Source organism: Blastococcus sp. CT_GayMR20, from assembly GCF_004570345.1.
In genome coordinates this window covers 1-18654 of the sequence record NZ_SPQM01000009.1, presented here as the reverse complement: position 1 = coordinate 18654, position 18654 = coordinate 1, and the positions used below count along the sequence as shown (strand labels likewise).

Annotated in this window: 19 protein-coding genes; 13 read left to right on the top strand and 6 right to left on the bottom strand. The window is 72.5% G+C overall.

Going from position 1 to position 18654, the window contains the following annotated elements:
* The first annotated feature begins 79 nt into the window (after nt 1–79).
* Nucleotides 80–1873 (top strand): acyl-CoA dehydrogenase, encoded by a 1794-nt coding sequence (locus E4P40_RS04105; RefSeq protein WP_245160131.1) that lies wholly within the window; start codon nt 80–82, stop codon nt 1871–1873.
* Here the strand turns inward: E4P40_RS04105 and E4P40_RS27905 are convergent, their stop codons facing one another.
* The gene (locus E4P40_RS27905) at nt 1874–2032 is read right to left on the bottom strand and encodes a hypothetical protein (RefSeq protein WP_167762100.1); all 159 of its coding nucleotides are present in this window, start codon (nt 2030–2032) and stop codon (nt 1874–1876) included.
* A gap of 192 nt (nt 2033–2224) precedes the next feature.
* Between E4P40_RS27905 and E4P40_RS04100 the strand changes: the two genes are divergently transcribed.
* Complete coding sequence (locus tag E4P40_RS04100; RefSeq protein ID WP_135157578.1) at nt 2225–3730, top strand: MFS transporter; 1506 nt, start codon at nt 2225–2227, stop codon at nt 3728–3730.
* Nucleotides 3731–3817: 87 nt separating this feature from the next.
* Entirely contained in the window at nt 3818–4852 is a 1035-nt protein-coding gene (locus E4P40_RS04095; RefSeq protein WP_135157576.1) for a YihY/virulence factor BrkB family protein, read from the top strand.
* A 73-nt stretch (nt 4853–4925) separates the two neighbouring features.
* Here E4P40_RS04095 and E4P40_RS04090 read toward each other — a convergent pair whose 3' ends face one another.
* Together E4P40_RS04090 and E4P40_RS04085 are read right to left on the bottom strand one after the other, a co-directional pair.
* Nucleotides 4926–5267, bottom strand: coding sequence for a PspC domain-containing protein (locus E4P40_RS04090; protein WP_135157574.1), 342 nt, complete (start codon nt 5265–5267; stop codon nt 4926–4928).
* A gap of 95 nt (nt 5268–5362) precedes the next feature.
* Nucleotides 5363–6070, bottom strand: a complete 708-nt coding sequence (locus tag E4P40_RS04085; protein WP_135157572.1) for a hemerythrin domain-containing protein — start codon at nt 6068–6070, stop codon at nt 5363–5365.
* A 128-nt stretch (nt 6071–6198) separates the two neighbouring features.
* Here E4P40_RS04085 and E4P40_RS04080 point away from each other — a divergent pair, with 128 nt between their 5' ends.
* Nucleotides 6199–7383 carry an acyl-CoA dehydrogenase family protein gene (locus E4P40_RS04080; protein ID WP_135157570.1) on the top strand — a complete coding sequence of 395 codons (1185 nt, stop codon included), beginning with the start codon at nt 6199–6201 and terminating at the stop codon, nt 7381–7383.
* A 7-nt stretch (nt 7384–7390) separates the two neighbouring features.
* Here E4P40_RS04080 and E4P40_RS28465 read toward each other — a convergent pair whose 3' ends face one another.
* The 3 genes from E4P40_RS28465 to E4P40_RS04070 are packed head-to-tail and all read right to left on the bottom strand — an operon-like array spanning nt 7391 to nt 8984.
* Nucleotides 7391–7639 (bottom strand): hypothetical protein, encoded by a 249-nt coding sequence (locus tag E4P40_RS28465; RefSeq protein WP_209305187.1) that lies wholly within the window; start codon nt 7637–7639, stop codon nt 7391–7393.
* Nucleotides 7624–8061, bottom strand: coding sequence for an enoyl-CoA hydratase-related protein (locus E4P40_RS04075; protein WP_209305186.1), 438 nt, complete (start codon nt 8059–8061; stop codon nt 7624–7626). Before E4P40_RS04075 ends, E4P40_RS28465 begins: the two co-directional genes overlap by 16 nt.
* 17 nt (nt 8062–8078) lie before the next feature.
* The gene (locus E4P40_RS04070; RefSeq protein WP_135157568.1) at nt 8079–8984 is read right to left on the bottom strand and encodes an ABC transporter substrate-binding protein; all 906 of its coding nucleotides are present in this window, start codon (nt 8982–8984) and stop codon (nt 8079–8081) included.
* Nucleotides 8985–9085: 101 nt separating this feature from the next.
* On the opposite strand from E4P40_RS04070, the gene E4P40_RS04065 reads away from it, so the two are divergent.
* From E4P40_RS04065 to E4P40_RS04025, 9 genes are all read left to right on the top strand, one after another.
* Nucleotides 9086–10801, top strand: a complete 1716-nt coding sequence (locus E4P40_RS04065; RefSeq protein ID WP_135157566.1) for a hypothetical protein — start codon at nt 9086–9088, stop codon at nt 10799–10801.
* A complete protein-coding gene (locus tag E4P40_RS04060; protein ID WP_245160130.1) occupies nt 10798–11379 on the top strand; it encodes a hypothetical protein in 582 nt (193 codons plus the stop codon). Before E4P40_RS04065 ends, E4P40_RS04060 begins: the two co-directional genes overlap by 4 nt.
* The gene (locus E4P40_RS04055) at nt 11376–12476 is read left to right on the top strand and encodes a YbhN family protein (RefSeq protein WP_135157563.1); all 1101 of its coding nucleotides are present in this window, start codon (nt 11376–11378) and stop codon (nt 12474–12476) included. The genes E4P40_RS04060 and E4P40_RS04055 overlap by 4 nt, the downstream gene beginning before the upstream one ends.
* Nucleotides 12473–13096 (top strand): phosphatase PAP2 family protein, encoded by a 624-nt coding sequence (locus tag E4P40_RS04050; RefSeq protein ID WP_135157561.1) that lies wholly within the window; start codon nt 12473–12475, stop codon nt 13094–13096. The genes E4P40_RS04055 and E4P40_RS04050 overlap by 4 nt, the downstream gene beginning before the upstream one ends.
* The gene (locus tag E4P40_RS04045; RefSeq protein ID WP_135157559.1) at nt 13096–13743 is read left to right on the top strand and encodes a phosphatase PAP2 family protein; all 648 of its coding nucleotides are present in this window, start codon (nt 13096–13098) and stop codon (nt 13741–13743) included. The genes E4P40_RS04050 and E4P40_RS04045 overlap by 1 nt, the downstream gene beginning before the upstream one ends.
* A gap of 124 nt (nt 13744–13867) precedes the next feature.
* Nucleotides 13868–14440: a DUF732 domain-containing protein gene (locus tag E4P40_RS04040; protein WP_167762099.1), complete on the top strand. Its 573-nt coding sequence runs from the start codon at nt 13868–13870 to the stop codon at nt 14438–14440.
* Nucleotides 14441–14598: 158 nt separating this feature from the next.
* Nucleotides 14599–16362, top strand: coding sequence for an alpha/beta fold hydrolase (locus tag E4P40_RS04035; protein ID WP_209305185.1), 1764 nt, complete (start codon nt 14599–14601; stop codon nt 16360–16362).
* Entirely contained in the window at nt 16346–17188 is an 843-nt protein-coding gene (phaZ, locus tag E4P40_RS04030) for a poly(3-hydroxyalkanoate) depolymerase (RefSeq protein WP_135157555.1), read from the top strand. The genes E4P40_RS04035 and phaZ overlap by 17 nt, the downstream gene beginning before the upstream one ends.
* 386 nt (nt 17189–17574) lie before the next feature.
* The coding region (locus tag E4P40_RS04025; RefSeq protein WP_209305183.1) for a hypothetical protein at nt 17575–18654 on the top strand (1080 nt) is incomplete at its 3' end.

Sequence of the window (18654 nt, the reverse complement as noted above, 5' to 3'; positions counted from 1 at the left end):
CAGGTCAGACCGCTGTCCACAGATGTCACGACGGGCTTGCGCTGCACGCCGGCGCGGCGTTCGGCCTACTCTGACGTCCGTGGGCGACTCACTGATCCTGTCCCGTCGGGACCTCGACTTCCTGCTCCACGATTGGCTCGACGTCGAGTCGCTGACCAAGCGGCCGAGGTTCGCCGAGCACTCCCGCGACACCTTCGACGCCGTCCTCGACCTCGCCGAGCAGATCGCGACCGACCACTTCGCGCCGCACAACCGGAAGGCCGACCTGAACGAGCCGACGATGGTCGGTGGCAAGGTCGAGATGATCCCGGAGGTCTCGAAGGCGCTGAAGGTCTTCACCGACGCCGGGCTCATGGCCGGTTCCTTCGACGAGGAGTACGGCGGCATGCAGCTGCCGCACACGGTCGGGCAGGCGGTGTTCGCCTGGTTCAAGGCGGCGAACGTCGGCACCTCGGCCTATCCGTTCCTGACCATGGGCAACGCCCGCCTGCTGCTGGCCCACGGCAGCCGCGAGCAGATCGACACCTACGTCCGGCCCGAGCTCGAGGGCCGCTGGTTCGGCACGATGGCGCTCTCCGAGCCGCAGGCCGGCTCCTCGCTGGCCGACATCACGACGAAGGCCGAACCCCAGGACGACGGCACCTACCGGCTGACCGGCAACAAGATGTGGATCTCGGGCGGCGACCACGAGCTGACCGAGAACATCGTGCACCTGGTGCTGGCCAAGATCCCCGGCGGACCGCCCGGGGTGAAGGGCATCTCGCTGTTCATCGTGCCCAAGTTCCTGGTGGAGGAGGACGGCTCGCTGGGTGAGCGCAACGACGTCGTCCTGGCCGGCCTGAACCACAAGATGGGCTACCGGGGGACGACGAACACCCTGCTGAACTTCGGCGAGGGCGCGTACCGCCCGGGCGGGCGGGCCGGAGCGGTCGGCTACCTGGTCGGCGAGCAGCACCGCGGCCTGACCTACATGTTCCACATGATGAACGAGGCGCGGATCGGTGTCGGCATGGGCGCGACAGTGCTCGGCTACACCGGCTACCTGCACGCGCTCGAGTACGCCCGCAGCCGCACCCAGGGCCGCCCGGCCGGCGCGAAGGACCCCGCGTCACCCCCGGTGCCGATCGTCGAGCACGCGGACGTGCGCCGGATGCTGCTGACCGCGAAGTCCTACGTCGAGGGCGGGCTCGCGCTGGGGCTGTACTGCGCGCGGCTCGTCGACGAGGAGCAGACCGCCGAGACCGAGGCCGACCGCGCGCGAGCCCACCTGCTGCTGGACGTGCTGACCCCGATCGCGAAGGCCTGGCCCTCCCAGTGGGGTCCGGTCGCCGACGACCTCGCCATCCAGGTGCACGGCGGCTACGGCTACACCCGCGACTACCCCGTCGAGCAGTTCTACCGGGACAACCGGCTCAACCCGATCCACGAGGGGACGCAGGGCATCCAGTCGCTGGACCTGCTGGGCCGCAAGGTCGTCATGCAGGGCGGTGCAGGACTGGCGCTGCTCACCGAGACCATCGCCGCCACCACCGCCCGGGCCGCCGGCACGGAGTGGGCCGGCTTCGCCGCGGACCTCGACGCCGCCACCTCCCGGCTCGGCGCCGTGACCGCGACGCTCTGGGGAGCGGGTGACCCCGAGGTGACGCTCGCCAATTCGCACGTCTACCTGGAGGCCGCCGGCCACCTCGTCGTCGCGTGGCTGTGGCTGGAGCAGGCGCTCGCTACGCAGACGTCGGACAGCGACTTCCACGACGGCAAGCGTCAGGCCGCCCGGTTCTTCTGGCGCTGGGAGCTGCCCCGCGTCCACCAGCGGTTCGACCTGCTCGAGTCGCTGGACCGGACGGTGCTCGACACCCCCGAGCGCTGGCTCTGACTAAGCGGTCACCGCTCCGACCGCCTCGGCCGCGGCGTGGTGCGGGCTCATCGCCCGCTCGTCGCGCTCGCGCTCGTAGCGGGCGGTGGACGAGGCGCCCATCGCGATCACCAGGGCCGTCAGCAGGAAGAACCCCAGCAGGGTCACGGCCAGCACCATCAGTTCTTTCCCCCACAAGTCGGGTCCGCCGGGTCAGGGGCGGATCACGTCGTCGGGGAACTGTGTCCCCCGCGAAGTGAGGTGCTAATCGTCAATTCGTGTACTTCCCCTGACCGTGTGTGACTGACTTCACTGCAGGTACCGCCACGGGGCCGCGTCCCGGGCGCCGCGGCGGCGTGGTGTCATCGATGCGTGCCCCCGCGACCGGAGACCTCGGCGGCGGCACCCGCGACCAGGACCGGCCTGCTCGTCCTGGCACTGTCCCTCGGCGTCACCACCTTGTCGCTGCTGCAGAGCCTCGTCGTCCCGGTGCTCGGCGCGATCGAGCAGCAGCTGGACGTCTCCCCCGGTGCCGCCGGGTGGGTGCTGACCGCCAACCTGCTCGCCGCCGCCGTCCTCACGCCGGTTCTCGGCCGGCTCGGCGACCTGCGCGGCGAGCGGCCGGTGATCCTCGGCATCCTCGCCGCCGTCGCCGTCGGCACGCTGCTGGCCGTCCTCACGACCTCGCTGCCCCTGCTGCTCGTCGGCCGGATCCTGCAGGGCGCCTCCTACGGGCTCTTCCCGCTGTCGATGAGCGTGCTGCGCCGCGAGGTCCCGGAAGCCCGGCTGAGCGTCGCGATGGCCGTCGTGAGCAGCACGCTGGCCGTCGGCGGCGTCGCGGGCCTGGTCGCCACCGGCCTGCTCGTCGGCGACGGCGGCGACTACCGCCGTCCGTTCTGGATCGGCCTCGGTGTCACGCTCGTGTCGCTGGCCCTGGCGGCCCGGGTGCTGCCGCGCCGCCCGTCGACCGGGACCGGGCGGGTCGACTGGTGGGGCGCGGTCGTCCTCGGCGCCGGGCTGGTCCTCCTGCTGCTGCCGCTGTCGCAGGGCAACGTCTGGGGCTGGGGCTCGCCCGGGGTCGTCGGTTGCCTGGGAGCGTCCGCTGCGGTGCTCGCCGGCTGGGTCGTCCTGCAGCGGCGGACAGCACAACCACTGGTGCGGCCCGCGATGCTGGCCGACCGGCGGACGATCGTCCCGAACATCGCCGGCCTCATGACCGGCGTCGCACTGTTCGCGTCGTTCCTCGCGATCCTCCAGTACGTACAGGCCCCGCCGGGGGTGACCGGCTACGGCTTCGGTGCGTCGATCCTCGAGGCGTCGGTGGTCTACCTGCTGCCGGGCGGGATCGCCGGGATCGTCGTCGCCCCGTTCGCCGGCCGGGTGGTGACCCGCCTGGGCGCCCTCCCCACGCTGCTGGCCGGCGCCCTGTCCGGGGTCGCGGGCTTCCTGCTCCTCGCGCTGTACCGCGGCGTGCCGTGGTCGGTCGTCCTGGCGGGGCTGCTCACGCAGCTGGCGGTGACCGTCGCCTACGCCGCCCTCCCCGCGACGGTCGTGCAGGCTGTCGACGAGGACGAGACCGGGGTGGCCAACGCGGTCAACTCGATCGCCCGATCGGTCGGCCAGGCCCTCGGCAGCACCGTGGCGGTGACCCTCATCGCGGCAAGTCTCGACCCGGCGACCGGCTTCCCGCGCGACGTCGCGTACACCCAGGTGGCCCTGATCGGGGCGGTCGCATCGGCCGCGGTCGTCCTGGTCGCGTTCGCCGGCATCGTGGCCGACCGCCGGGCCGGCACCGGGCGGCGGCCGGACCGGCTGGCCGCCGTCGAGGAGGCGACCGCGCGCGCGGGCGAGTGGTCCCCCGTCTCCGGGCTTCGCTGAACCGTTACCGGCGCGTCCGGCATGGAAGGGGTCCGTCCGGGGAACCGGACAGCCGACTTCCCTCCGCCTGACGACAAGGACCATCACATGGCCACCGGCTCCCACAGCCGCACGGCGGACGCACAGTCCGACCGGAACCGCGCGGCCTCCGGCGACCCCGCGCCCCAGACCGACGAGATCAGCGGGACGCGGGCGGACTACGCCCCGACCGGCGCCGACCCGAAGCCGACCACCGGCGGGACGATCAAGCGCACCCTCAAGGAGTTCAGCGAGGACAACCTCACCGACTGGGCCGCCGCGCTCACCTACTACGGCGTCCTCGCGCTGTTCCCCGCGCTGGTCGCGCTGCTCTCCATCATCGGGCTGCTGGTCGACCCGCAGAAGCTGACCGACGCGCTCACCTCCGTCGTCCCCGGCAGTGCCTCCGACGCCCTCACCCCGGTGATCGACCAGCTGGCGCGCAACGACAGCGCTGCCGGCTTCGGCCTGATCCTCGGTCTGGCCGGCGCCGTGTGGTCGGCCTCGGGCTACGTCGGAGCCTTCACCCGCGCGGCGAACGTGGTCTACGAGACGCCCGAAGGCCGCAAGATCTGGAAGCTCAAGCCACTGCAGCTGCTGGTGACCCTCATCGGCATCCTGTTCGCTGCCCTGATCCTGGCCACGCTCGTGCTCAGCGGCCCGGTCGTCGATGCGATCGGGCAGGCCATGAGCATCGGTGAGACGGGTCAGACGGTCTGGAACGTCATCAAGTGGCCGGTCGTCCTCGTGCTCCTGGCGCTGATGATCGCCGTCCTCTACTACGCGACCCCCAATGTCCGGCTGCGCGGCTTCAAGTGGGTCAGCCCCGGAGCCGGCGTCGCCATCGTGGTGGCGATCGTCGCCTCGGCGCTGTTCGCGTTCTACGTGGGCAACTTCGGCAGCTACAACAAGACCTACGGGACGCTGGCCGGGGTGATCGTCTTCCTGATCTGGTTCTGGCTGATCAACCTGGCGCTGCTGTTCGGCATCGAGCTGGACGCCGAGATCGAGCGGACCAAGGAGCTGAAGGAGGGCGTGCCGCGGGCGGACAAGGAGATCCAGCTGGACGCCCGGGAGGACCCGAAGCCCCAGCAGACGACCTGAGTCGTCCGGTCGTAGCACCGCAGGCGAGCGCCCCCGGTACCGGTGGACCCGGGGGCGCTCGCACGTCCGGGGGTCACCGCTGCCGAGGGGTCGTCCCCAGGGTCGAGACGGCGGTGTGCAGGCGGTCGACCGCCCGGTCGACGGGACGCGGCTCGTCCCCCGGGCGGAGGGGGCCGGAGGGCAGCAGCACCCACAGCAGCAGGTAGAGCAGGATGCCGGAGCCGCCGGCGAGGGTCAGGGCCACGAAGCCGACCCGCCAGAGCACCGCGTCGATGCCGGTGTGCTCGGCGAGGCCGCCGGAGACGCCGCCGAGCATGCGGTCGGTGCCGCTCCGGCGCAGCGGCGGCCGCCCGGGCTGCGGCGGAGCGGGAGGGAGATCGGGGGACGGAGGGGCGGGGAACGGGGTGGAGGTCATGCCCAGAAGCCTGTCGAGCGCAGGCCGCGGCAACCATCCGGAAAGACCCGGATCCGCCCCTGGTTCTCCCGCCCGACCGGCTCGGGGTGGTGCGCTCAGCGGCTGGTGGGCGGCTCGTCCCCTGCCCGGGACGACGGAATCCGCTCGACCAGGCCGGCGAGACCGGCCAGGGCCTGGCTGACGGCGCGTCCGGCGGGCGCCAGCGGGTGCGGGGCCCGGCGCACGCCAGCGTCCACCAGGTCCCTGGTGCGGTCGAGCAGGGTCAGGGGCAACCCCGAGAGCGCGTTGCCCGGAGGCCGGCGCGAGACGGTGGGATGCGGCCGGGTCGGTGACAGCCGCCGCATGAGTGCCCAGCGGCGGCCGAGCCGGCGGAGCTCCTCGGCGTCCACCGCCTCCTGCAGCCGGGGGAAGAGCACGTCCTCCTCGTCCCGGACGTCCTCGCGCAGGACCTCGACCAGCCGCGCCAGGCGTGCGGGCCGTCGGGGATCGTCCAGACCGTCCCGCTCGAGGGCGCTGACCAGCTCGTTGACCTCCTGGTGCTCCTTCTCGACCTGCAGCGTGAGCGCGTCGCCGTCCGGCAGGACCCGGCGCAGGACGGGCCACAGCACGGTCTCCTCCGCGAAGGCGTGGCTGAACACCAGCCGGTCGATGCGGTTCAGCACCTCCTCCTGCCGGCTGCCGGTGGAGCCGTCGAGTTCCGTCAGCAGCCGGTCGAGCTCGACGTGGTCGGCGCGCTGCCGGACCAGGACACTGCTCGGCCCGCCCAGCTCGTCGACGCTCTGGTGGGCGATGGAACGGGGCACAGCGGCACCTCCGGGTGCAGGTCGGGCCCGCTCGATTCCCGGGAGGGCTCCCGGTCATGCCTGCCGGTTGCGTCCCGGTTGGTCCGGGGTAGGGGTCGGCAGGTCCCCGCTGCAGAGAGGCAGTTCCCATGAACGCCGACCCCAAGGCCGTCACGTCCGACTTCTACGACCTCGAGGCCCTCCTGGACGACGAGGACCGGGCGCTGCTGCACCGGGTGCGCGAGTTCATGGACACCGAGGTGCAGCCGATCATCAACGAGTACTGGACGCGGGCGGAGACCCCCCGCCACCTCATCCCGGGGATCGCCAAGCTGGGGATCGCGGGCACGCCCTACTCCGGGTACGGCTGCCCCGGGAAGTCGACGCTGCTCGACGGCATGATCGCCATGGAGCTCTCGCGCGGCGACCCGTCCATCTCCACGTTCATGGGCGTCCACGGCGGCCTCGCGATGGGGAGCATCTACCTCTGCGGGTCCGAGGAGCAGAAGGAACGCTGGCTCCCGGCCATGGCGCGCATGGAGCTGATCGGCGCGTTCGGCCTGACCGAGCCCGACTCCGGCTCCGACGTCGCCCGCGGCCTGCAGACCAAGGCCCGCCGGGACGGCGACACGTGGGTGCTGGACGGGCAGAAGAAGTGGATCGGCAACGCCAGCTTCGCCGACCTCGTCATGATCTGGGCGCAGGACGTGGAGACGCAGCGGGTGCTGGGCTTCGTCGTCGAGCAGGGCACCGAGGGCTTCACCACCGTCGACCTCGAGGACAAGATCGCGCTGCGCGCCGTGCAGAACGCGCTGATCACCCTGGACGGGGTGCGGGTGCCGGAGGAGAACCGTCTCCAGGAGGCCAACTCCTTCAAGGACACCGCCAAGGTGCTGAAGATGACGCGGGCCGGTGTCGCGTGGTCGGCGGTGGGCTGCTCGCGGGGGGCCTACGAGCACGCGCTGCGCTACGCCAACGAGCGCACCCAGTTCGGCAAGCCGATCGCGAGCTTCCAGCTGGTCCAGGACCTGCTGGTGCGCATGCTCGGCAACATCACCGCCTCGGCGGCCCTGTGCGCCCGGCTCTCCCAGCTCCAGGACGCCGGGCGGATGACCGACGAGCAGGCGTCGCTGGCGAAGGCGTTCAGCACCGTCCGCATGCGGGAGACCGTCGGCTGGGCCCGGGAGCTCATGGGCGGCAACGGCATCCTGCTGGAGCACAACGTCGGCCGGTTCGTCGCCGACGCCGAGGCGATCTACTCCTACGAGGGCACCCGCGAGGTGAACACCCTGATCGTCGGGCGGGCCATCACGGGCCGCGGCGCGATCGTCTGAACACGGATCAGCCGCGGTGGTCGTCCGGGCTGCGCAGGAGCTCCAGGACGCGCTCGTACATGCGCACCTTGATGGTCCCCACGGTCGGGCCGGCCTTGCCGGTCATCGACCGCGCGAGGTCGACGGCGGTCGTCCGCACCGACTCCTCGTCGACCGCGTGGTCCACGATCGCCGCGGCGAGCGCCTCCGTGCCGCCGTAGCGGCGACCGGTGGTCATGGCCTCGTGCGCGGTCTGCGGGGTCAGCCGGGCCTGCACCAGCGCGACATCCCCCGGGTGAACGGGAGGCCTATGTCGGCCTCGGGCAGGCACCAGAAGCCGCGGTCGGCCCGCATCACCCGGAAGTCGTGGGCCAGCGACAGCATGGCGCCTGCGGCGAAGGTGTGACCCTGGAGCGCGGCCACGGTGATCACCGGCAGGGCGAGGACGCGCGCCAGCAGCCGGTGGACCCCGAGGATGTAGGACTCGTGCTGGTCGGAGTGACCGGAGAGCCAGTCCAGGTCCAGGCCGTTCGAGAAGAACTTGCCGCTGGCGGTCGTCACCAGGGCACGCGGTCCCTCGGCCTGCTCCACCTGCTCCAGGGCCGCGTCGACGGAGGCGATCCAGTCGGGGTGGAACCGGTTCTCACCGTCCCCGAGCTCGAGAAGGAAGACGGCGTCCTGACGGTCGAGCGTGGGCATCGCTCCACGATGCCTCATCACCCGTCGAACGCGTTCCACCACTCCTCGGCGGCCTCCTCCGGGGTGAGTCCGTCGATCTCCACGGCCCTGTTCAGCTGGACGAGGTCGTTGGTCGTCAGCCGCGCGCTGACCTCGTCCAGCGCCGTCCGGAGCTCCCCGCCCCAGCGGTCGAGGGCGTCGGCCCGCACGAGGGGGACGACGTTCTCCGGCGGCTGCAGGTCGCGGTCGTCGATCAGCAGCTGGATGGGCGCCACCGCCAGCCGGGCGTCGGTCGTCTCCAGCAGTCCGACGTCGATGTCACCGGCGAGCAGCGCCTCGACCGTCGCGGCGCGGGACGGCATGGCGCGGACCTCGCCGAACTGCAGGCCGTAGACGTCCTCGAGGCCCTTGAGGCAGAACGGGCGGTCAGGGCATTCGGGCGGCCCGCCGAAGGTGAGCTCCGGCGCCAGGTCGGCGAGGTCCGACAGGCGCGCGACGCCGCGCCCCGCGGCGAAGGCGGTGGTCACGGCGAAGCCGTTCTGGTCCTCGGCCTGGCCGGCGTTCAGCACGAGCACCCCCCGGCCACCCAGGGTCCGGCTGAGGACGGCGCGCATCGCCACCGGCTCCCGCGAGAGGCCCGCCGCCGAGGGCCGGTTGAACGCCAGCGCCGTCCCCAGGTAGTCGACGACGACGTCCACGACCCCCTGCATCAGCGCGGGAGCCACCACCTCCCGGGTGCCGACCCCGTGCACGACCGAGACCGGCAGGCCGGCCCGCCGGGCAGCCTCCGCGTACACCTCGGTGAGGATCTGGTTCTCGGGGAAGTCGTAGGAGGCGAAGCGGACCTCCGTGGGAGGCCCGTTCGGCGCCGGTGTGCCCGAACCGCACGCGGTGAGCACCGCGATGAGCAGGGCAGCCAGGAACGCGGCGGGTCGGTGTCGCACGACCCCCTCCTCCCGGGCCGGGGCGCGAGCGGGGCCACGGTAACGCCGGGCGGGACGAAAGGGGATGGTCTCGGCCCGCTTCCTGGTGGAGCATCCCGGTCATGGCCACGCTGCCGCAGGCGCCGCCCGGCCCGGGGCCAGCAGTCCCGGTACCGCGGCCCGCTCCCCCTGCGATCGCGCGCGTCCGGCGCCGGCGCCGTCCCTCGGGTGAACCACCCCCGCTGCCCCGGCACCTGAACGCCTCGGGCAAGTTCTGGCTGTTCCTCAGCGCCGTGGTCCTGGTCGCCTGGATCGTGGTCGTCGCGACCGGGACGGTCAGCGCCTTCGACGTCCTGGACACGCGGATCCTGCAGGCGTTCAGCGAGGTCCGGACACCCTGGCTCACCCGCGTGGCCGAGGCGGCCGGGCTCCTGGCCAGCGTCAAGGCCATCCACGTCATCTGGCTGAGCAACCTCGTGCTCCTGGTGGTCTTCCGGCGGTGGCGGCACCTGTTCGTGTGGCTCGGCGTCGGTCTGCTCGTCGTCAACCTCGCGGCGACGCTGACCACCACGCTGGTGCGCCCCCGTCCGTACGGCGTCGAGGTGATCGGGGAGTGGTCGGGCTTCTCGATGCCGTCCCTGCCGATGACCGTGCTGGCGTGCTTCCTGGTCAGCACCATCTACGCCCTCGTGCCGCCCGGGCGCTGGCGCACCGTGGGCAAGTGGACGGTGGCGGGCATCCTGGTCCTCACCGCGCTGTCGCGCCTGTACCTCGCCCAGGACCACCCCACCGGCATCCTCGCCGGCGTGGTCCTCGGCGTCGCCGCGCCGCTGGCCGCCTTCCGGATGCTGACCCCGAACGCCGTCTACCCGGTGCGGTACAGCCGGGCGCGGCCGGCCCACCTCGACGTGTCGGGCGACCGCGGTGAGGCGATCATCCGGGCTCTGCAGGACCAGCTGGGCGTGCTCGCGACGGCCGTCGAGCCGTTCGGGTTGTCCGGCTCCGGCGGGTCGACGCCCCTGCGGATCACGGTCAAGGCCGACAGCACCTCGGGCGCCGACGAGAGCTGCATCTTCGGCAAGCTCTACGCCGCCACGCACGTCCGCTCGGACCGCTGGTACAAGCTCGGTCGGGCCCTGCTCTACGGCCAGCTGGAGGACGAGAAGCCGTTCCACAGCGTCCGGCGGCTGGTGCAGTACGAGGACTACATCCTGCGCCTGTTCTCCGACGCCGGGCTGCCGGTGCCGCATCCGCTGGGCATCGTGGAGATCACCCCCGAGCGCGAGTACCTCCTGGTCACCGAGTTCATCACGGGGGCGAAGGAGGCCGGGGAGGCCGAGATCGACGACTCGATCATCGACCAGGGGCTCGCCGTGGTACGCCGGATGTGGGAGATCGGCATGGCCCACCGCGACATCAAGCCGGCCAACCTGCTCGTGCGCGACGGCACCCTGTTCGTGATCGACTCCGCCTTCGCGGAGGTGCGGCCCAGTCCCTGGCGGCAGGCGGTCGACCTGGCCAACATGATGCTGGTGCTCGGCCTGCGCACCGACGCCGAACGCGTGTACCAGCGCGCCCGGCGGCAGTTCTCGGAGGAGGAGATCGCGGAGGCCTTCGCCGCCACCCGCGGGCTGACCATGCCCTCCCAGCTGCGGCGGATGCTGCGTCAGCAGGGACGGGACCTGCACGGCGACTTCCTGCGCCTGCTCCCCTACCGGTTGCCCCCGGTGCGGATCCAGCGGTGGAGCTGGCGGCGCGCCGGACTGACGCTGACGACGCTGGTCGTGTTCGCCATCACCGCGCTCATCGTCCTCAACCTGCTGAGGTCACCGTTGTGAGGCGGGCCGGCCGACGGTGGGCGGCGCTGCCGACCGTGCTGCTCGGGCCCGTGCTGCTCACCGGTTGCATCCGGGTGGCATCCCTGGGCAGTGACCTGGTGGCCTGCAAGGAGGGCGACGAGGGCACCCCGGCCAACGGTGTGGTCCTCATGGCCCAGTCGGTTCCGAGCGCCGCCTGGGTCCCCTGCCTGGAGGGCATGCCGCTGGGCTGGCACTTCGCGGACATGGAGGCCGACAGCGACTCGGCGGCGTTCTGGCTGGACTCCGACCGGCACGGGGTCCACGCGATCGAGGTGCAGCTGACCGAGTCGTGCGACACCTCAGGGGCCAGCGAGATCCCCAGCGACCGGCAGGACATGCGCCGGATGGAGCGGGTGACGCAGGTCAGCCCGCTGTTCGTCGGCCGGCGTTTCTACCTGTTCGAGGGGGGCTGCATCACCGTGCTGTTCTCGATCTCCGGCGAGGACCGGTCCGAACCCCTCGCCATCGCCACGCAGGGCCTGGGCACGGTCAGCCGGGACGACCTGCGGGAGCTCGTGCGGGAGGAGAGCGACGGTCGGCTGGAGCTGGACCCGTGACCGCCGTCGAGCCCCGGACGGCGGAGGCCGGGCACGCCCGCAAGCCCTTGTGGCGGCGCCTGCTGGGACCTCTGCTGTCGGTCGCGCTGGTCGCCGGCGTGTTCGTCTGGTTCCTGCCGCAGTTCACCAGCCTCTCCGACGTGTGGGCCTCGGTCCGCGCCCTGAGCTGGCTCGAGGTGACGATCCTGCTCCTCGCAGCGGTGTGGAACCTGGCCACCTACCAGTTCGTCATGGTCGCGACGACGCCCGGCATGACCCTGGGGCAGGCCACGGTGTCGACCGAGACGTCGACGGCGGTCTCGAACACCGTGATCGGCGGCGCGGCCATCTCCCTCGGCCTCACCTATGCCATGAACTCCTCCTGGGGCTTCTCCCGCTCCCGGACGTCTGTCTCCCTGCTGGTCTCCGGGCTCTGGAACAACTTCGCGAAGCTCGGCCTGCCCGTGCTCGCCCTGGTCCTGCTGGCCTTCACCGCGACCCCGACGACCGGACGGCTCGTCGCCGGAGCGGTCGGCGTGGCCGCCCTCGTGGTCGCCGTCGTCCTCCTCGGCATGCTCCTGCGCAGCCGGGCGGCCGCCGCCCGGCTCGGCACCGCCTTCGGCAAGATCGCGTCGGCGGTACTGCGGCCGTTCGGCAAGGGGCCGGTGTCGGGTTGGGACCGGGCGACCACGAAGTTCCGCGAGCGCACCGTGCTGCTGCTGCGGGCCCGGTGGCACTGGATCACCCTCGCCACGGTCGTCAGCCACCTCTCGCTGTTCGCCGTCCTGCTGCTGGCGCTGCGCTTCGTCGGGGTGGGCCCCGAGGAGGTCAGCTTGGCCGAGGCGCTCGCGGTCTTCGCCTTCGCCCGGCTGCTGACGGCCATCCCCTTCACGCCCGGCGGGCTCGGCGTCATCGAGCTCGCACTCATCACCGGACTCTCGACGGCCGGCGGACCGCGGGCGCTGGTCGCGGCCGCCGTGCTGCTGTTCCGGGCGCTCACCTACGTGCTGCCGATCCCGATCGGCCTGGCGACGTACATCTTCTGGCGGCGCAACCGGTCCTGGCGGCGGGAGCCGAACTCTGCCCCCCGGACCGAGCTGGTGCCGGAGACGGTGTGAGCACGCAGGCGCCCACCCGCCCCATCCCCGTCACGCGCGGCTGGCCGGACCTGGCGCTCGTGGTCGCCGGCTCCGCCGTGCTCGTCCTCGCCGCCCTGCCGATCGACCGCCACCACGTGGGTGAGCTCGAGGCGGCGGTCTTCCGCGTGCTGAACGGGACCACGGTGCTGCCCTTCGTGCTCGTCTGGCCCGTCATGCAGCTCGGCAACGTGCTCGTCGTGCCGGCCTCCGCCCTCCTCGCGGCCGCGCGGCACCGGTGGCGACTGGCCGGAGAACTGCTGCTCGCCGGTGGCGCGACGTACGTGCTGGCCAAGGTGGTGAAGGGCATCGTGACGCGCGGCCGGCCCGACGCGCTGCTGGACGAGGTGGTGCTCCGCGGGGCCGACGCCGTCGGCCGGGGCTTCGTGTCCGGGCACGCGGCGACGCTGGCTGCCCTCGCCGCCGTCGCCTGGCCGTGGCTGGGCAGGCGCGGCCGGATCGCAGTGGCCGTCGGTGTCACCGCGGTCTGCCTCACCCGGGTATACGTCGCCGCCCACCTGCCGCTCGACGTGGTCGGCGGGGCCGGACTGGGGCTCGCCGTCGCCGGCGTCGTCCGCCTGGCGCTGGGGCGTCCGGCCTGATGCTCGTCGACAACCGTCGCGGCCTCCTGGTGAGTGTCTGCCTGCTGGTCGGCGCCCTGGTGGTGACCCTGCTGTACGTCCTGCCGGCGACGCGTCCGGCCGTCCAGTTCGTGGACGACGCGGTGTGGCGGTTCGCCGGGGTCGTGGAGAACGACCCCGTGACCGCGCTGGCCAAGGTGTTCTCTCTGGTGGGGAGCGGGATGGTCAACTGGCCGCTGCGGGTGGCCGCCCTCCTCCTGCTCGCCTGGCGGCGGCACTGGCTGCGCCTGGCGGCGTTCGCCCTCGCCGTCGTCACCAGCGAGGTGCTGATCGGCACGATGAAGGCCGCGATCGGCCGGCCGCGTCCACCGCTGGCACTGATCGAGACGTCGGGGGCGGCGTTCCCGTCCGGTCACGCGATCGCGACGGCGGTGACGGCCGTCGGGCTGGTGCTGGTGCTCGCCAGTCCCGGTCGCCAGCGCTGGCGGTGGGAGGTCTACGCGGTGGAGTTCACCGCGGTCATGGCGCTCTCCCGGGTCTACCTGCGGGCGCACTGGTTCTCCGACACCCTCGCCGGCGCGCTGCTCGGTGCCGGCCTGGCGCTGGGCTGGCCGGCGCTCCTGATGGCGATCCGTCACCGGCGCGACCCGGCCGCGTCGACGTCCTGACCCAGGCGTCCACGATGCACCCGGACGGGTGAGAGCCGCCCTGGAACGCCTGGATCCCGCGGCGGATCTGCCGATGGGACATCGAAGCCGGCCGACGGGGCCGGACCAGGACGGAGCAGTACGCATGACCGCGAAGACGACCAAGCGCCGCACGGGCCTGTCCGGCGCCCTCGGTTCCAAGGCGCTGGAGCGCGTGCTGATCGTGGCCGCCGTCGCCGCCGTGCTCGTCGCGTTCGGCGCGTGGTACGCCATGGCCCGCCCAGGCGGCACCGAGGCGGCCGGGTCGAGCTCCTCGACGACCGCGCCCTCCTCCGCTGCGCCGTCCGTCGAGACGTCCCCCACGCCCTCGGCCGAGGCGCCGGCCGCCACGACCCCCGCGCCGCCGTCCGTGGCGGCCGAGGCGCCGGCCGAGCAGGCCGGCACCGGAACTCCGGCCGCCTCCACCACCGCCGGAGCACCGGCCCAGACGGCGGCCCCGCAGACGTTCCTCGACGAGGTCACCGACTCCGGGCTCGCCCCGCCCGTCGACGACGCGCAGAAGCTGAAGATGGCCCGGGACGTCTGCAACGAGATGTCCTACGGCGCGACCCCCGAGGACGTGACCCGCGCCCTGACGTTCGCCGGGGCGACCGACGCCGAGGCCGCCAACTTCGTGCAGCTGGCACTCACGAACATCTGCCCGGAGTACGCGCGCTGACCCCTCCCGGGGGCGGCTGAGCGGCACCTCGGTCGCCCTGCCGGTCCCCTGGAGCTGTGGTTGAGTAATCGGGGTCACATCTGCGCCCGGGGGAAGCGGCGCACCCTCCGGGTTCCTCCGCGGCAGCGCAGCGCAGCGCGCCCCGAGGAGACCCGCCCATGGCCCAGCCCGCGACCGACCGCGACTCGACGAGACGCTCGCGCAGTGCGCCGACCGACCGCCCGGCGGGCCGTCCGGCCGATCCGCCGGAGGAGGCGGCCGAGGCCGTCATGGGGCTGGACATGGTCCTCGTCGACGCCGCTCGCGGACCGCTGCGCCGGCTCGTCCCCCCCGCCGGGACGGCGCTGCGCTTCGGCTCCGCGCTCGCCAGGCAGCCCGGCACGGTGGCGTCCCGGGCCACCGAGCTGGCCCGGGAGGTCGCGAAGATCGCAGCCGGGAGCTCGGAGCTGGCCCCCGGCAAGAAGGACAAGCGGTTCGCCGACCCCGCCTGGGCGGGCAACGGGCTGCTGCGGCGGGCCATGCAGCTGCACCTGGCCACCGCACGGACCGCGTGGGAGCTGATCGACGACGCAGAACTCGACTGGCAGGACGACGAGCGGATCCGCTTCACCGCGACGAACCTGGTCGACGCCCTGGCCCCCAGCAACGTGCCGGTCGTCAACCCGCTGTCCCTGAAGGCTGCGATCGACACCGGAGGCAGGAGCGCCGTCCGGGGGCTGAAGCAGTTCGTGTCCGACCTGGCGACACCGCCGCGGGTGCCGTCGATGATCGACCCGGACGCGTTCACCGTCGGCGAGGACCTCGCGGCCACGCCGGGGGCCGTGGTCTTCCGCACCGAGGTCTTCGAGCTGATCCAGTACCGGCCGACGACGGAGACCGTCCGGGCGGTGCCGCTGCTGATGGTGCCGCCGACGATCAACAAGTTCTACATCGCCGACCTCGCGCCGGGGCGCAGCATCATCGAGCACTACGTGGCCAGCGGCCAGCAGGTCTTCATGATGTCGTGGCGCAATCCCGACGAGCGCCACGCCGACTGGGGTCTGGACGCCTACGGCCAGGCCATCCTCGACGCGATGGACGCCGTCGAGCGCGTCACGGGCCAGGAGAAGGTCGCCCTCCAGGCGTTCTGCTCGGGCGGGATCATCACCTCGATGACCCTGGCCCACCTCGCCGCGACCGGCGGCCTGGACCGGGTGACCGCGCTCAGCCTCGCCGTCACCGTCCTGGACTGGGAACGGGCCGGCACCGTCTCGGCTCTCATGGACGAGGAGTCGATCAGGGCCGCGACGGAGAAGTCGCGCAAGAAGGGCTATCTGGACGGCGCCGGGCTGGCCGAGGTCTTCGCGTGGCTGCGGCCCAACGACCTGGTGTGGAACTACTGGGTCAACAACTACCTGCAGGGCAAGAAGCCGCCGAACTTCGACATCCTGTTCTGGAACGCCGACACCACCCGGATGAGCGCCGCGCTGCACCGCGACTTCATCGACATCGCGATCGGCAACGCCCTCACCCGGCCCGGCAAGGCGTCGATGCTCGGGACGCCGGTGGACCTGTCCACCGTCACGGTCGACTCCTACGTCACCGCCGGCATCGCCGACCACCTGTGCCCGTGGCAAGCCTGCTACCGCTCGACCCAGCTGCTCGGCGGGGACAGCCGGTTCATCCTGTCCACCAGCGGGCACATCGCCTCGCTGGTCAACCCGCCGGGCAACCCCAAGTCCACCTTCCAGGTCGCGGGCGATACGCCCGAGGACCCGAAGGAGTGGATGGCGCAGGCCGAGACCGTCCAGGGCTCGTGGTGGCCGGACTACATGACGTGGCTGGGCGAACGGTCGGGCGAGGAGGTGCCCGCGCCGGAGAAGCTCGGTGGAGACCTGGAGCAGCTGGCCGAGGCGCCCGGCACCTATGTCTTCGACAAGTAGCCGGGTTCCCGTCGGTGGGGCGGCGTACGTCCGCACCGTGACGGCGGGTCGCCGGACGCTCCGGGTGGCCGTGCGCCCCGGAACGGACGAGTCCCTTCCGCCTTTCCTGCTGATGAACGGGATCGGGGCGAGCCTCGAGGTCCTGCAGCCGTTCGTGGACGCCCTCGACCGCCGGCGCACGGTGATCCGGTTCGACGTCCCCGGCGTGGGCGGATCGCCGCGGCCCGTCGTCCCCTACAACCTGGCCACCTTCAGCCCGGTGGTCGCCCGTGCGCTGACCCGGCTGGGTTTCGACGCGCCGGTCGACGTCCTCGGTCTGTCCTGGGGCGGCGGCCTGGCCCAGCACTTCGCCGCCCAGCACCGGAACCGGTGCCGGCGGCTCGTCCTCGCGGCGACCGCGACAGGCTCGCTGATGGTCCCGGCCAACCCGAGGGTGCTGGCGCGCATGCTGACCCCGAGACGGCACCGGGACCCCGACTACGCCCGCAGCATCGCCGGGGAGATCTACGGCGGCACGATGCGCACCCACCCCGAGCGCGCGGCGCAGGTCCTGCACTCCGCGACCCGCCTCGGTCCGCGGCGGGGGTACTACTACCAGCTGGCCGCCAGCACCGGCTGGAGCAGCCTGCCGTTCCTCAAGCTGATCCGGCAGCCGACGCTCATCGTGGCCGGGGACGACGACCCGATCGTCCCGCTGGTCAACGCGCGCATGATGGCGCGGCTCCTGCCCGACGCCCGCCTGCACGTCTACGAGGGCGGGCACATCGCGCTGGTCACGGAGGCTGCCGAGCTGGCACCGGTCATCGAGGACTTCCTGGACGCCTGACAGAGGTCGGGAACCCGTCGCAGCGTCTTCACAGGTCCGCCGGAGCGGAATGTCAGACCCCCCGGCGATGCTCGCAGCAGTTCCCGAGCAACGGAGTGCGCGATGACCCGCAACGACAACCACCACAGCGCCGCCCCGTGGGCGTCGCCTTCCACCGGGAGCCGACGCCTCCCTGCCCGGCTGCGGTCCCGGGGCGTGCTGACCGTTCCGCCCGCGCCCGGCACGGGGAGCCGGGGCGACCGCGCCGGCTCGTGACCCGGCGGCGCCCGGAACCCGGGCCTCCCCCCTGATGGTCGGGTTCTGACTTGAGTCGCTACAGCTTCGTCGAGCCCGTGCCGATGACCCCGTTGACGCACGGGGCGTAGCAGCACGGAGAGGAGACCGGGATGTCGGCGATGCCGCAGGTGTCGGCTGCCGCGCGCCCGTCGTGGCTGACCACGACCCGGCGCATCGGCCTGCTGGTCACGGTCGTGGCGGCGGTCGCGGCCGCGCTGTACGTCCTCGTGGTCCGTGACCTTCCCCGCCTCGAGGGTGGGTTCACCCTGCCCTGGCTGGTCTGGGTGGTGGCGTTCGCGGCCGGTGAGCTGCTCGTCGTGCACATCCAGCTGCAGAAGGACTCCCACTCCTTCTCGCTGGCCGATCTCGTGCTCGTCGCCGGTCTGTACCTCATCGCACCGGCCCAGCTGATCACCGCGCAGCTGGCCGGGGCCGCCCTCGCGCTGGTGCTGCACCGCCGCCAGTCCGGCCTCAAGCTCGCGTTCAACCTCGCCCAGTTCGCGCTGAGCGGGTGCCTCGCGACCATCCTCTTCGCCGCCATCTCGCAGGACGCCGCGCTCTCGGGCGCCTGGAACTGGGTCGCCGGCCTCGCGGCCGTGGCCGTCAGCACGCTCGCCGCCGGGCTGTGCATCTTCGCCGCGATCAGCCTCTCGCAGGGCTACCTGGGCCTGCGGGCGCTCCCGCGCATGCTCGCCCTCTCGATGCCCTTCGCTCTCGCGATGGCCGCGTTCGGGCTCCTCGCCGCCCAGATCGCCATGCAGAACCCGGCCTCGCTCATCCTGCTCGCGCTGCCGTCGGTGCTGCTCATCTCCGCCTACCGGGCCTACGCCAAGGCCCGCGAGCAGCAGAACAACCTGCGCCTCCTGCACGAGGTCACGTCACTGCTCTACACCAGCGACGACGCCCCCACCGCGCTCACCGACTTCCTGACCGCCGTCCGCGGTGCCTTCCGGGCCGCGGACGCCGAGCTCGTCCTCTTCGGTGAGGACGACGACGCCGTCCCCACCCTGAGCCGCAGCCGCGAGGGCGAAGCCCCCGTCGCACTGCTGCCGATGGAGCACCGGGCGGACGCCGACCGGCTGGTCGCGTTCGCCGAGGAGAGCGGCGTGCCGACGACGAGGACGGGCGCTCCGGGCGGGACCGAGCTGGAGCGCTACGCCGCCCGGCACGGCCTCAAGGACGCCATGATG

Excerpts from the sequence above, each read along its gene's own strand:
- E4P40_RS04065 (WP_135157566.1), top strand. The coding sequence starts at position 9,086 with ATGGCCACGCTGCCGCAGGCGCCGCCCGGCCCGGGGCCAGCAGTCCCG.
- E4P40_RS04040 (WP_167762099.1), top strand. The coding sequence starts at position 13,868 with ATGACCGCGAAGACGACCAAGCGCCGCACGGGCCTGTCCGGCGCCCTC.
- E4P40_RS04095 (WP_135157576.1), top strand. The coding sequence starts at position 3,818 with ATGGCCACCGGCTCCCACAGCCGCACGGCGGACGCACAGTCCGACCGG.
- E4P40_RS27905 (WP_167762100.1), bottom strand. The coding sequence starts at position 2,032 with ATGGTGCTGGCCGTGACCCTGCTGGGGTTCTTCCTGCTGACGGCCCTG.
- E4P40_RS04075 (WP_209305186.1), bottom strand. The coding sequence starts at position 8,061 with ATGCCCACGCTCGACCGTCAGGACGCCGTCTTCCTTCTCGAGCTCGGG.
- E4P40_RS04090 (WP_135157574.1), bottom strand. The coding sequence starts at position 5,267 with ATGACCTCCACCCCGTTCCCCGCCCCTCCGTCCCCCGATCTCCCTCCC.
- E4P40_RS04045 (WP_135157559.1), top strand. The coding sequence starts at position 13,096 with ATGCTCGTCGACAACCGTCGCGGCCTCCTGGTGAGTGTCTGCCTGCTG.
- phaZ (WP_135157555.1), top strand. The coding sequence starts at position 16,346 with ATGTCTTCGACAAGTAGCCGGGTTCCCGTCGGTGGGGCGGCGTACGTC.
- E4P40_RS04035 (WP_209305185.1), top strand. The coding sequence starts at position 14,599 with ATGGCCCAGCCCGCGACCGACCGCGACTCGACGAGACGCTCGCGCAGT.
- E4P40_RS04080 (WP_135157570.1), top strand. The coding sequence starts at position 6,199 with ATGAACGCCGACCCCAAGGCCGTCACGTCCGACTTCTACGACCTCGAG.